The following is a 12865-nucleotide window of genomic DNA, read 5'->3' as shown; positions in this document are numbered from 1 at the left end:
TAGTTACACCTGAATTAAGAATTGGTTTTTTTGGATTCAAAAAATAACTTGTAAGACATCAACCCCAGCGCTGCAACAATAATAAACCCAGCCAATACTGAGGCTATCTTCACTGCAACTAGCGCCACCACACCCAGAGCAAATAGTTTCCCACCAAGAATTAGTTTTTTCATCCAAGGTTTTTGGGAATTTTCTGGCTGATGTTTAACAGTTTGGTGAAAAGGCGCATCAGTAGTATGAATTTTAGCTTCCATTTCCCGAAGTCGCAATTCAACTTCTCGTTCTCGTAGTATGCGTTCTCGCTGTTCTAGTTCTTTATGGCGATCGTTTTCAGATGTCATCGGTGTCTACCTTGTCTAAAACAATCAAATAATGTCAGCATTTATTTGCCACTAAGTTTGTATATTAACTTACACAAATATTTGATAACAGCAGTAAAATTACTATTGTACTCTTTATTCCCTGCTCCCCTGCTCAAGCAAAGGCTTTGAGAGATGTGGTAATAAATCCGGGTATACAAGACAAGACGCGATGAATCGCCGTCTCTACAAGTGTTTTGGGGCATCATTTACTGTGAATGATGCCTACTTGTTGCTCGTCATGCGGTTTGTGTAGAAGCCGCTTTTGAGTCTGCGGTCGATTTTAACCGGGTAATGGTGGCTTTACGAATGCGATCGCTTTTGCGTACTCCGCCTATCATCTCGTATTCCCGACTGTTTTTGCCATACCTCGACGCCACACCATTAACCAAGCGTTCTGACGTTTCGCAAATGGTCTTTTCAAGAGTTTCTATTTCTCCCTTTGTTGTGTCAATGTCCGTTAGCATCATATTATACTGGTCAATCTTGTTGCGGAGTTGCTCATTTAATTCGGTTAGATACTTTAAACTGATAGAATCACCAAAATCAAGATTGGCATCAATTGATTTAAATCCGATTACTCTCTGTCCGGCTTTGTCTAGCACCTTAGAACTTCTTTTTTTGCGGTACATCAATGAACACTTTTTACTAAACTTATCTTTCTAGAGTGTCTCAATGGGATAATGTAGCGGTTCAGTAAAACTTACAAAAATAAGATACTTTTTTAACCTTAATATATTAAATAGTCAGTAATTATACGATAATAAAGAATAAATGGTTGAGAACAGACTTGTGTTGTGAACGAATGAACTTGTGTTGTGAACCAATAAACTTGTGTTGTGAACCAACAAACTTATGTTGTGAACCAACGAACTTATGTTGTGAACCAACGAACTTATGTTGTGAACCAACGAACTTATGTTGTGAACCAACGAACTTGTGTTGTGGACGAATAAGAAAGACGCGATAAATCGCCGTCTCTACAAAGCGTTCATTTTTATCAAAAAAACCGATGCTAACCTAATTGCACGCGATCGAGAAACGTATCACAAATAGACCATATTGTAGAGACGCGATTCATTGCGTCTAATTTCGATCAAAAAACCCGATGCTAACCTAATTGCACGCTTTCGAGAAACGTGTCACAAATAGACCATATTGTAGAGACGCGATTCATCGCGTCTTAAACCAACGATGTGTTGCAATCATTAATTGAATTGGTATTAGATTTTTTCACGCAATGAAACCGGATTCCTGTATGAGAACCAATATAGCCACAGCCCCTCTTTGCAAGCAAAAAGGGGCTTATGATATTATTGCTCCTTAAAACTGCGATGTGTGGGTAACAGACTCTTTTTCTGTTTTTCTTGCAAATTGCTGGCTTGTTTCAGGACTGGAATACACTGGTTAATCGTCCAGATTAAAACCTCAATTAGTGAGTCTCCTTGGTGAATGCGGTTTTCGGCATTTACGCTAATTAATATTATTTGCAGAATTAGTAAGAAAGCGTAGGCGTAGCCCGTCGTAGACATCGCTCTTTGACTTGCACTTTTACTAGGTTTTTTAGCTGACATCTGAATTAACCTTGTTTTTAGGTTTACAAGGTCAATTATTTTTTTGGGTATTTCCCCAGACACATCCCCCACGCAACGTCTATAATGCTTGTATCGTCAGCTTTTGCGGCTTGGGGAAGCTTATTTGTTTGGGTAATTTAAAATTATTTGACTGATGTCAAGAAATAATCGTGGAGATGAATCAGTTTTACAGAATGTACTCAGTCTGGTAGAAGCATTACTGCAACTGTCGGAAGAGCAAGACTGTGAGTCAAAACTTCCACTTTGCGTTGTCTGGAATGTTGATAAGCTGCGAATTACCGGATATAAAAGCGAACAGACAAGAGGAAAAATAACCAAAACAACTGAAGTTGGTACAAAAAAAGAATATTTACTTAACCAGATTAAAAAAGCTGACAAAACTTTAAAACCTTCCCCAAAAAAAGCAGAATCTAATGTTGATGAGTTAGACGAGCTTCAAACTGCACTTGACTGGTTGAACGAGTTGCAAGTGCTAGGAGACAAACAAGTTAAGAAAAATCCAGGTTATTGGAAATTTACCCTGGCGCTAAAACATCAGACAGCGACGATAAAAGAGAATTTGGAGGTGGTTAAGCAGAAGTGGAAGGAGTACCACCAAAAAACGAATTGAAAAGAAACATTCCAGGTAAAGACAACAGATAATAGCTTGGATTGGCAAGACATCTGCCGCGCTATGCTGGAAAAGCACAAGTGTCTCACCACAAATGAGTTGCTGTTTGCTGATGATGAGATGAAATTTGAGCTAGAGGCAATTCATGTCCCTTTAGCATTGTTGGAACGTACTAAACCGAAGAAGTGCAGCGAGAATATTTCCGCAGAACAAGGTTCGCGGCTTTACGAACCGAGTGATGAAGATAAAGAGAAGAAGCTTAAACATAAAGATTTTTTAGAGCAAATTATCCGTGATGGTGTTGGTAAAACTCAAGGACACCGCATCGCTTTAATTGGAGAACCCGGTGCGGGAAAAACTACTCAGTTGCAAACTATAGCTTTTTGGATATTAAACAACAATCTGGGTTTACCAATTTGGATTTCTTTGGCAGACTTGCAAGGAAAGAGTGTAGAAAATTATCTGCTGCAAGATTGGCTGAAGAAGGCTTTAAAATTGAGGGATGTACAAGAAGAACACAAAAACGCTTTAGAAAAATTATTCAAGAATAAGAATAATCGTGTGTGGTTGTTGTTGGATGCAGCAGATGAAATGTCTTTACTCCAACCATTAACTGAGATTTCCCAGCAGTTGGAGGAATGGATCGAAGATGCGCGGGTTGTGCTGACTTGTCGGATGAATGTTTGGGAAGCAAACGGTGGCGCTTTAGCAGATTTCGAGACGTATGAGTTACGCAAGTTTGAATATCCCCAAGATGTGCAAGACTTTATTGGGCGTTGGTTTCACAACAAGGACGTAGACAAAGGCAAAAGATTATGGCAGGAATTAGATAAAGCTGAACGTCAGCGCATCCAAGATTTAGTTAAAAATCCTCTGCGGTTAGCGCTGTTGTGTAGCACTTGGCAATTTTCCGATAAAGGTTTACCGGAAACTAAAGCCGAACTTTATCAGCAGTTTGTGGAAGAGTTTTACAAGTGGAAAGAAAACCCTACCACCGAACAGCAGCAAAAGGAATTAAACGCAGCGTTGGGACGTTTGGCAAAACGGGCAATCGACCAAGAAACGTCATGGTTTCGGCTACGACATAAGTTTGTGCGTGAGGAATTAGGTGATGCAAAACAGCAAAATTCTTTATTTTGGTTAGCGTTAAAGTTGGGATGGCTAAATGAAGTTGGACTGGCTGCGGAATTAGCAACGAAAGAGAAAGTTTACGCTTTCTACCATCCCACATTTGAGGAATATTTTGCAGCGTTGGCGATTGATGATTGGCACGAATTTCTAAATCATGTTCCTGACAACCCCGCGTTAGGCGTTTATCGCATTTTTGCCCCGCAGTGGAAAGAGGTGATTTTGCTGTGGTTGGGACGTGAGGATGTGGAGAAGGAGAAGAAGGAAGAGTTTATTCAGGCGTTGGTGGAATTTGATGATGGGTGCGGAGAATGCAGAGCTATTGATAGAGTTAGAAGGGGATTTTACGAGTTTCGCGCTTATTTTATCGCTGCTGCGGGGGTTGATGAGTGGAAAAATTCTGTCAACGCAGATGCTATTGTGACGGAAATCGTTAAATGGGGCTTTGGCGAGTTTAAGGTTGAACAAAACGATTGGGTGGAATTTCTCGAACCAATTGAACAGGGAGCAAGGACAGCACTATCTCAGACAAATCGTACAAAAGCGATCGCTGCCTTGGTGGAGTTAATCGGCAAACTACAACTGGATGATCGTACCAGAAGGCAAGCGGCAGAAAGCTTAGGGCAAATTGGCTCTGGCAACCAAAAAGCGATCGCTGCCTTGGTGGAGTTAATCGGTAAACCACAACTGGATGATCGTACCAGAAGGCAAGCGGCAGAAAGCTTAGGGCAAATTGGCTCTGGCAACCAAAAAGCGATCGCTGCCTTGGTGGAGTTAATCGGTAAACCACAACTGGATGATCGTACCAGAAGGCAAGCAGCAGAAAGCTTAGAGCAAATTGACCCTGGCAACCAAAAAGCGATCCGTGCCTTAATCGAGTTAATTGACAAACCACAATTGGATGATTTTACCCGATGGCAATCGGCAAAAAGCTTAGTGCAAATTGACCCTGGCAACCAAAAAGCGATTGATGCTTTGGTGGTGTTAATTGGCAGATCACAACTGAATTATTTTAGCCAAATAAAAGTGGCAGAAAGCTTAAAGCAAATTGGCTCTGGCAACCAAAAAGCGATTGATGTTTTAGTGGAGTTAATCGGCAAACCACAACTGCATAATTTTAACCGAACCCTAGCGGCATCTAGCTTAAGAAAAATTGGCTCTGGCAACCAAAAAGCGATTGATGCTTTGGTGGAGTTAATCGGCAAACCACAACTGAATAATTCTATCCGATTGCAAGCGGCAGAAAGCTTAGGGCAAATTGACTCTGGCAACCAAAAAGCGATTGATGCTTTGGTGGAGTTAATCGACAATCCACAACTGGATAATTCTACCCAAAGGCAAGCGGCAGAAAGCTTAGGGCAAATTGACCCTGGCAACCAAAAAGCGATTGATACTTTGGTGGAGTCAATTGTAAAACCACAACTGGATGATCATAACCGATGGCTAGCAGCATCTAGCTTAGGGCAAATTGGCTCTGGCAACCAAAAAGCGATTGATACTTTGGTGGAGTCAATTGTAAAACCACAACTGGATGATCATAACCGATGGCTAGCAGCATTTAGCTTAGGGCAAATTGGCTCTGGCAACCAAAAAGCGATTGATGCTTTAGTGGAGTTAATTGGCAAACCACAACTGAATGATTATATTCGGTTACAAACGGCAAAAAGCTTAGGGCAAATTGACTCTGGCAACCAAAAAGCAATTGATGCTTTAGTGGAGTTAATTGGCAAACCACAACTGGATGATGATACCCGATGGCAAGTGGCATCTAGCTTAGAGGAAATTGACCCTGGCAACCAAGAAGTTATCGCTGCTTTGGTGGAGTTAATTGGCAAACTACAACTAGATGATTCTATCCAAAGGCAAGCTTTATCTAGCTTAAAGAAAATTGGCTCTGGCAATCAAAAAGCGATTGATGCTTTGGTAGAGTTAATCGCCAATCCACTACTAGACGAAGATACCTTATGGGAACCAGCATATAGCTTAGAGAAAATTCTGTTAGAGGAACAGATGCCGAGTGTTGTCACCGGGTTAAAGGATTACTTATCACCTGAAACTTACGAAAATAACTTTGAGCGATTTTTTCATTGCTACAAAGTTATCTGGAAGTGCGCCCAAAGTATGCCCTACCCCGCTTTTTATCAAGCTTGGCATCAACAAGAGAAAGTGAAAGATGGAGAGTAGGAAAGAAAAATACTTCCTCCAGCCAAAACATAAGCGAAATGTAGAAGCAGCAATCCCTTGTAAAGACTCGATTCATCGCATCTCGTAAGCGTCTGGTAAATCTATCGCGTCAGATCTTTCCGCAATTTAGGGAATGCGTCGCCCCTAGTAAAACAGATATTGTAAACAGGATGGGAATGCGATCATTTTTGCGATCGCCCCTTGTAGAGACGCGATTCATCGCGTCTTCTTCCTTCCAATCATTTACATAGCGCAAATAATTCCGAGTTTTTTGTGTTGGCAATTACATCAATGCAAAGCAATAATTGCATAAATTTTTGTATCAATCAAAGATGTAATCATGAATCGTGATGATCCTCAACCAGAAAACAACAAACCTAAATACAAAGGTAAATATCGAATTGATTCAACCCGTTTGCCGGCATGGAGTTATGCTAGTAACGCTGGATATTTCATTACTATTTGCACCGAAGGTAAAAAATGTTTTTTTGGTGAGATTGTGCAGGGTGAAATGCACTTATCGCCAATTGGAGAAATTGCTCATAAATTGTGGTATGAGATTCCTAATCATTTTTGTAATTGCCAGATAGATTCGTTTTGCGTCATGCCTAATCATATTCATGGGATTTTGATTATTAATCAAATACGAGAAGGAGACGCGATGAATCTACAAACACAGGAAGAAGACGCGATGAATCTACGAACACAGGAAGAAGACGCGATGAATCTACAAACACAGGAAGAAGACGCGATGAATCTACGAACACAGGAAGAAGACGCGATGAATCTACAAACACAGGAAGAAGACGCGATGAATCTACGAACACAGGAAGAAGACGCGATGAATCGCGTCTCTACAAGGGGGGATATTCAACGGGGTGGGGTTACTGGGTTATTTAATCCGATGTTGTCTAAAAATTCTCTTTCTAAAATTGTTAGGTGGTACAAAGGACGATGTTCATTTGAAATTAATCAAATATATGAAGGTTTTGGATGGCAAGAAAGGTTTCATGACAACATCATTCGTAATGAATTCGCCCGCTATCAAATTAGACAATATATTATCAATAACCCAATAAATTGGGAAAGCGATCGCGAACAACCACCCCATCGCCCCTTGTAGAGACGCGATGAATCGCGTCTTCTTCCTTTCGATTCATCGCGTCTTCTTCTTTACGTGTTTGATTCATCCCATCTCCAATTATTTTTATTTTCCCAGAGTAACAACAACCTCAGAAAAAAGCGATCGCATATTGCACTTGATATAACCTCACAATTTCCTCAAATTGTTTATTTATAGCAGTTATGGATTTGGATAAAATAGGAACTTGTGTACTATAAAATTAATTTTTTGGTCTAAAACAACAGCAAAAGTTTGCCCCCATCTGTCCATTTATAGTTGAACTGAGGTCATCTTCTGATAACCTCCAACCCTTGAAAGAGAAAATGGAGGAATATATGAGAGAACCAGGAATACAACTAGGCTTGTTAATTGACCGCAAACATTGCCATGTCTATATTTATCGTCCTGGTGTTTCAGAGGAACGTCTAGAAAATCCTGTGACTGTCAGCGGTGAACCAGTATTACCTGGGTTTGGGTTAAATATGAGTAAAGTTTGTAAAAGCAAATGAAATGGCGTGTAATTCTTGAACCAAATTCAAAAACAGGTGATTGGGCTATTTGGTGCCCAGAGTTACTAGGTTGTGTCTCAGCAGGAGAAACAGAGCAAGAGGCATTAGAAAATATTTGTGAAGCGATTCACCAACGTTTGTTCTAATTCTCACTCTTTAGACAAATCAACTGTAAATTATGCCACCGCCATAAGCCAAAATTTTTATAGATACTCACACAGGTACAGTGAAAATGGATATTAAAAATGGCTTTGTTGGCGCTGTTGGTAACACACCTCTGATTCGCTTAAACAGCTTTAGTGAAGAAACAGGGTGCGAAATCCTCGGTAAAGCAGAATTTCTCAATCCTGGCGGTTCCGTCAAAGACCGCGCCGCACTTTATATCATCCAAGACGCAGAAGAAAAAGGTTTACTCAAACCCGGTGGTACTGTTGTCGAAGGAACCGCTGGTAATACTGGCATTGGACTGGCGCATATTTGCAACGCCAAAGGCTACAAATGCCTAATTATTATTCCCGATACCCAATCACAAGAAAAGATAGATGCACTGACAGCCCTAGGCGCAGAAGTTCGTCGCGTCCCCGCTGTACCCTACAAAGACCCGAACAACTACGTCAAGCTATCTGGTAGAGTCGCTGCTGAATTGGAAAACGCCATTTGGGCAAATCAGTTTGATAATTTAGCCAACCGCCGCGCCCACTACGAAACCACAGGGGCAGAAATTTGGACTCAGACAGATGGTAAAATAGATGCATGGACAGCTGCAACTGGTACTGGCGGTACTTTTGCTGGTGTGGCCTTGTACCTGAAAGAACAGAATCCGGCAATTAAATGCGTTGTTGCCGACCCCTTGGGTAGTGGACTTTATAGCTATGTCAAAACTGGTGAAATCAAGATGGAAGGGAGTTCTATCACCGAAGGCATCGGTAACGGTCGTGTCACAGCCAATATGGAAGGCGCACCTGCTGATGACGCCATCCAAATCGATGACCAAGAAGCTTTGCGGGTAGTTTACCAATTGCTGAGAAAAGATGGTTTATTAATGGGCGGTTCAACCGGCATTAATGTTGGGGCGGCTGTTGCCATAGCCAAGCAGTTAGGTCCTGGACATACTATTGTCACCATTTTATGTGATAGTGGTTCCCGCTATCAGTCGCGCATATTCAACCGCGAATGGCTAGCTTTAAAAGGACTTTCAATAGATTAGTTATTGGGTATGGGGCATCCCTTCTCGGCGAGACGCTACGCGAACGACTTCTCTACCTCAGCTACTTCGGCTTTGCGGTAGTTGAATCTCTACTCACTTCGACGCCCCTGAGTGCAAGTCGCTCGATTTCCGCGTAGTCGAAACTCAGTACAAGTCCACTCGGCACTCAGGGCAAGTGGGCATGGGGCATGGGAGTTAGCTTCCCACTTTTGACAAATGACAAACGATAAATGACAAATGACCAACATCACTCAACCATCAAACTTCCCCATAATAGACCAACCCTCCAGTAACAAATGTGTGCGGGTTTGTCAAAATCGCACTTGTAAAAAGCAAGGTGCTGTTAAAGTTTTAGCAACTTTGGCGGCTTTGCCAATTCCTGGTGTAACAGTAACGGCTAGCAGTTGTTTGGGACAATGTGGCAATGGACCAATAGTGCTGGTATTGCCCGATATGGTTTGGTATAGCGGCGTTCAACCCAATGAAGTATCTCTACTGGTAGAACAGCATTTGCTAGGTGGCCAAAGAGTCAAACAGATGCTTTATTATCGGTTTCATCCCCTGAAATAACGTCTGCACTCTTGTTGACTGAAGTGAGGCATCTAATGAATATCCAGCAACTGCGTCAATCCTTGAAACAGAAGTGGCTAATTTACTATGAGCAAAATAGTTCTTGGCTGGTCAAAATACGAATTTGGGCTACTTACGATGGTCTGCGCCGTCCTTCGTCTGGTTTTATTTTGGCAACCCTATCTGTTTTAGAACCCCAGTTTGATGAGATACTTTCTTTTATGATGGATTTAAGTAATAATCCTGATAAAATAGTTGCAGCTTTAGGCCTCAATTTTAATCCTGATGAAGAGTTACGTTTAATCAAATCAGAAAATCAAGTTGAAAGCGATTCGTCACAAGATAGACTTTCTCAGCACAGGAAAGCTGTACCGTTGGTTTTAACTGCCACCAAGGTTATACCTGATTCTTCTGTCAAAACGCTACATTCTGATTTTCCACGCCTACAGGAACCTGTAGCATCATTTATAGCTGGCACACAACTAGCTCCTACACACAAACCTGAAACTTTAGTTGCAGTTATTACTAAGTTTACTCCCAATACTTCCGTAAAACCGTTACATTCAGTCAAGCCAGATTCCGGTTTACTAACCCAAGAGAAACCAGTCAGGTCGTCCTTCGATCGCTTTTCTTCAGGCGGAACGCTGACAATTAACTCCAGAGTAAACAATAAAGCCAAAACGATGCCAGAGATGGCATTGACTACTGAAGTTTCTAATAACAGTAAACCAGTGCGTTCGTCGAAGACGTTGGCGCAGCCATCGCTAGCAATTACTACCGAAATTCAGAGCAACGGTAAATCAGTGCGTTCGTCGAAGACGTTGGCGCAGCCATCGCTAGCAATTACCACCGAAATGAAAAACAACGGTAATCAGATCAATATGCCACCACAAGACGTTAAAACCAAAGTAAATTTACCAAGCACTAATGCCCGTAGTCTAGCTTCTTGGATAGATGAATTTTGTCAAGGTACTAAATGCGATCGAGAGGAGAATATTTTTAGGGAACCCCAAGAAATAAAAACAACCGCTTGAAGTTGTTGACTGTGAACAGTGGAATATTTTTTATGAAGAAGGGGAAGGGGGGAAGGGGAAGGGAGAAAGGTTAAAGGGGGAAGGTTAAAGGGGAAAGGGGAAAGGGATGAACAGGTCGCTTGACTTCGGGCGAAAGCGTGCAGCGGGACGAAGTACGGTTTTTACCTTTCCCCCCGCCCCTTATCCCCAGAGGGGACCCCACGTTCCCCTTTACCCTTTAACCTTTTCCCTTTTATTTGTCTGTCCCTTATTTGAAGAATGTTCACAACAGATAAAGCGCCAAAAAGCAATTACTAGTAGAGACGCGAAAATGCACCTCATCCTGCTGCGCCAACGCGTCTTTACTTAATTACGAATTACGAATTACGAATTAATATTATGGGTACTCGTGAGAAACAAAGGGGATTTGTACTACTTCACCCTCAGTTTCTCCAACTTGGACTTTTAAACCTACGCCACCAGCTTTGGTACGAATGTAACCTAGTCCAAAATAACCATCAGCGGTTTCTGTATAACTAGTAAGTTTGCCGATTTTTTCATCTCCCACTGCGATCGCACTTCCAACTTCCGCAGCAGCACTTAAGCTCACACCAAATAAGTGTTGTTTTACACCTTTATATGTGTTTAATCGAGCAATGGTTTCTTGCCCAATATAGCAACCTTTATTAAAAGAAATTGTTTGCCATAAACCAGCTTCCAGCGGATTGTAATCATCTGTCAGTTCTGCATCTGGAGCGGGGCGTCCTTGTAAGATTCGCAACACATCCCAAGCGCGATCGCTCATCTCTACTGCTCCAGCTTCTAACAGTTTGTTCCACACCGTTGCTTTGTCAGTATAAGGAAAAGTCAACGTATATCCAGGAATCGCTAACCCACTTCCTACAGCAATCCGCACTCCTTCAGCGGGAGCGATGGTGTATACTTGGTGACTACCATAAGGTTGACCGATAAGTTCGCCAATACCCAACTTTTCGATTACAGCGTCACTTCCTGGCCCAATCAGGCTGAGAGTGTTGGTGTATTGTGTGATATCAGATAATTCCACTTTATCGGCAAAGAAAATATATTTATCCAGCCATTCGATGAGAAACTTGCAGCGGTTTGGCGAAACTAGGAGGATGACGGCATCTTCTCTAACGTAGGCGGTTACTAAGTCAATTGTCCTAGCTGTGGAAGTGACAAAAACTGTATCACAACCTTGTCCTGGCTTGAGTATGAGGAAATCGTTAGTACTTTGGTTGTGTAAAAAACGGAGGCGATCGTCGCCAGCCACTTTGATGCGTCCCCAGCTGGAGCGATCGCATATTGCAACCCCTTCTTTTGCGGCTTGGATCGCTGCTGCGTCTTTATCGTCAAGTGTAGATGTTGGCATGATGAAGAGTTGCCCTGTTTGAATGTTGTCGCACTGGAAATCTTAACAAATAAGGACTGGCGGCTTCAATCTACCTCCGGTTTTCTTCTGGATTATGCTTAAAGCGATCGCTTACATTACAGAAAGTATCTGTAAATTAAATTTATTGACCCAATCATGAGACATCCTTAAGGAGAGTATGAACAACGAGAACCAATAAAATGATTTATCTATTAGAGCTATTAAGCAAATTCTCTTAAAATTTTAAAAAAGCAAGGAATATGATATTTAGTATGATTATTTTGTTCTGAATAAAATCTTCATATTTCTAACAACAGTTGATCTTTAAATGTCTCAACTGAAGAAGTCCAGTCACTTGGGGGTTGAATTTGGTTCCAGTAATACTTAGCTTTTTTGAATGTCAATAAAGCTAAAATTAACTCATTCTCCTGCATATCATTTTGAGCATTTTGAAATTGTTCTTTCCATGAATCTCTCAATTTATCTATTGCACTACAATCTAATCCAGAGCAATGACTAATACGATTAGATACTTTTGATAAATTACTTTTTAAATCAGAATCAGTAATGATACCATCTGCCATCGTCAGATAAATCTCTCTAAGTACTAGAAAATTACTACTATAAAGTGTAGAAAAAGTATCAAATATTGGTTGTATTTCAGGTATGAAAAAATATGCTTCTTTATGTATTAAACCCGTAACCCATATACGATGCTGTTTGGCATTTTCTTCGTTTATATTGAGTTTTGTATAAAGATCGCAGAAAATTTCTTCTGTATCTGAAAAGCTATAACTATATTCTTTTGTTATATTTTGTGTTTGTAAATCAACATCTACAATTGCAAAAAGTTTTTCTAAACTTAAATATGAATTATTCTTATTTTCATCATGCAACTTTGAAAGAGTAAAATATGTATCTAATACATCTTTACGATCTCCGCAGTTAAAAAACTCTGGTCTATATTGACTCCATAATTTTGGAACACACGCCTTGTAAAAGTTGGCATCTGGCATCTGTTCCATCTTACGATATGATTGAGGTGATGGTCTGCCTTCAGTGTCCCAAATACCACCTTCGCCTTCGCACAACACAACAATCTTATTTTTAATTCTACGAGAGCCAATGATTATTTCACAATGTTGTTTTAGTTGTTCCGGCTTAAGACTCATAT

At 41.0% G+C, this 12865-nt stretch carries 11 protein-coding genes and 2 pseudogenes; 8 read left to right on the top strand and 5 right to left on the bottom strand.

Annotated elements, in window-relative coordinates:
* Positions 1–14: 14 nt before the first annotated feature.
* The 3 genes from ACFG4S_RS21390 to ACFG4S_RS21380 form a co-directional block, all read right to left on the bottom strand.
* Positions 15–341, bottom strand: coding sequence for a DUF3040 domain-containing protein (locus ACFG4S_RS21390; protein WP_392531021.1), 327 nt, complete (start codon positions 339–341; stop codon positions 15–17).
* A gap of 257 nt (positions 342–598) precedes the next feature.
* On the bottom strand, positions 599–991 hold the full coding sequence (locus ACFG4S_RS21385) for a hypothetical protein (RefSeq protein ID WP_392531020.1): 393 nt from the start codon (positions 989–991) through the stop codon (positions 599–601).
* A 681-nt stretch (positions 992–1672) separates the two neighbouring features.
* Entirely contained in the window at positions 1673–1933 is a 261-nt protein-coding gene (locus ACFG4S_RS21380; RefSeq protein ID WP_392531019.1) for a hypothetical protein, read from the bottom strand.
* A gap of 154 nt (positions 1934–2087) precedes the next feature.
* Between ACFG4S_RS21380 and ACFG4S_RS21375 the strand changes: the two genes are divergently transcribed.
* From ACFG4S_RS21375 to ACFG4S_RS21340, 8 genes and pseudogenes are all read left to right on the top strand, one after another.
* Positions 2088–2564 carry a hypothetical protein gene (locus ACFG4S_RS21375; protein WP_392531018.1) on the top strand — a complete coding sequence of 159 codons (477 nt, stop codon included), beginning with the start codon at positions 2088–2090 and terminating at the stop codon, positions 2562–2564.
* 36 nt (positions 2565–2600) lie between these two features.
* Positions 2601–5876, top strand: a complete 3276-nt coding sequence (locus tag ACFG4S_RS21370; RefSeq protein WP_392531017.1) for a HEAT repeat domain-containing protein — start codon at positions 2601–2603, stop codon at positions 5874–5876.
* 340 nt (positions 5877–6216) lie between these two features.
* The gene (locus tag ACFG4S_RS21365; protein WP_392531016.1) at positions 6217–6999 is read left to right on the top strand and encodes a transposase; all 783 of its coding nucleotides are present in this window, start codon (positions 6217–6219) and stop codon (positions 6997–6999) included.
* Positions 7000–7235: 236 nt separating this feature from the next.
* A pseudogene (locus ACFG4S_RS21360) lies at positions 7236–7508 on the top strand (Uma2 family endonuclease); the annotation flags it as partial.
* Positions 7505–7636, top strand: a pseudogene (locus ACFG4S_RS21355) (type II toxin-antitoxin system HicB family antitoxin); the annotation flags it as partial. The pseudogenes ACFG4S_RS21360 and ACFG4S_RS21355, both read left to right, overlap by 4 nt.
* A gap of 104 nt (positions 7637–7740) precedes the next feature.
* The gene (locus ACFG4S_RS21350) at positions 7741–8715 is read left to right on the top strand and encodes a cysteine synthase A (protein ID WP_392531015.1); all 975 of its coding nucleotides are present in this window, start codon (positions 7741–7743) and stop codon (positions 8713–8715) included.
* Positions 8716–8952: 237 nt separating this feature from the next.
* On the top strand, positions 8953–9285 hold the full coding sequence (locus tag ACFG4S_RS21345; protein WP_392531014.1) for a ferredoxin: 333 nt from the start codon (positions 8953–8955) through the stop codon (positions 9283–9285).
* A 35-nt stretch (positions 9286–9320) separates the two neighbouring features.
* Positions 9321–10319: a DUF5331 domain-containing protein gene (locus ACFG4S_RS21340; RefSeq protein ID WP_392531013.1), complete on the top strand. Its 999-nt coding sequence runs from the start codon at positions 9321–9323 to the stop codon at positions 10317–10319.
* A 376-nt stretch (positions 10320–10695) separates the two neighbouring features.
* Here ACFG4S_RS21340 and ACFG4S_RS21335 read toward each other — a convergent pair whose 3' ends face one another.
* Together ACFG4S_RS21335 and ACFG4S_RS21330 are read right to left on the bottom strand one after the other, a co-directional pair.
* Positions 10696–11691 carry a YgfZ/GcvT domain-containing protein gene (locus ACFG4S_RS21335; RefSeq protein WP_392531012.1) on the bottom strand — a complete coding sequence of 332 codons (996 nt, stop codon included), beginning with the start codon at positions 11689–11691 and terminating at the stop codon, positions 10696–10698.
* 299 nt (positions 11692–11990) lie between these two features.
* Positions 11991–12863 (bottom strand): hypothetical protein, encoded by an 873-nt coding sequence (locus tag ACFG4S_RS21330; RefSeq protein ID WP_392531011.1) that lies wholly within the window; start codon positions 12861–12863, stop codon positions 11991–11993.
* Positions 12864–12865 lie beyond the last annotated feature (2 nt).

The sequence above is a fragment of the Nostoc sp. C117 genome, from assembly GCF_043099735.1.
Taxonomy (GTDB): domain Bacteria; phylum Cyanobacteriota; class Cyanobacteriia; order Cyanobacteriales; family Nostocaceae; genus Nostoc.
This window is presented reverse-complemented; position numbering and strand designations above follow the sequence as displayed.

Excerpts from the sequence above, each read along its gene's own strand:
- ACFG4S_RS21390 (WP_392531021.1), bottom strand. The coding sequence starts at position 341 with ATGACATCTGAAAACGATCGCCATAAAGAACTAGAACAGCGAGAACGC.
- ACFG4S_RS21385 (WP_392531020.1), bottom strand. The coding sequence starts at position 991 with ATGTACCGCAAAAAAAGAAGTTCTAAGGTGCTAGACAAAGCCGGACAG.
- ACFG4S_RS21380 (WP_392531019.1), bottom strand. The coding sequence starts at position 1,933 with ATGTCAGCTAAAAAACCTAGTAAAAGTGCAAGTCAAAGAGCGATGTCT.
- ACFG4S_RS21375 (WP_392531018.1), top strand. The coding sequence starts at position 2,088 with ATGTCAAGAAATAATCGTGGAGATGAATCAGTTTTACAGAATGTACTC.
- ACFG4S_RS21365 (WP_392531016.1), top strand. The coding sequence starts at position 6,217 with ATGAATCGTGATGATCCTCAACCAGAAAACAACAAACCTAAATACAAA.
- ACFG4S_RS21350 (WP_392531015.1), top strand. The coding sequence starts at position 7,741 with ATGGATATTAAAAATGGCTTTGTTGGCGCTGTTGGTAACACACCTCTG.
- ACFG4S_RS21345 (WP_392531014.1), top strand. The coding sequence starts at position 8,953 with ATGACCAACATCACTCAACCATCAAACTTCCCCATAATAGACCAACCC.
- ACFG4S_RS21340 (WP_392531013.1), top strand. The coding sequence starts at position 9,321 with ATGAATATCCAGCAACTGCGTCAATCCTTGAAACAGAAGTGGCTAATT.
- ACFG4S_RS21335 (WP_392531012.1), bottom strand. The coding sequence starts at position 11,691 with ATGCCAACATCTACACTTGACGATAAAGACGCAGCAGCGATCCAAGCC.
- ACFG4S_RS21330 (WP_392531011.1), bottom strand. The coding sequence starts at position 12,863 with ATGAGTCTTAAGCCGGAACAACTAAAACAACATTGTGAAATAATCATT.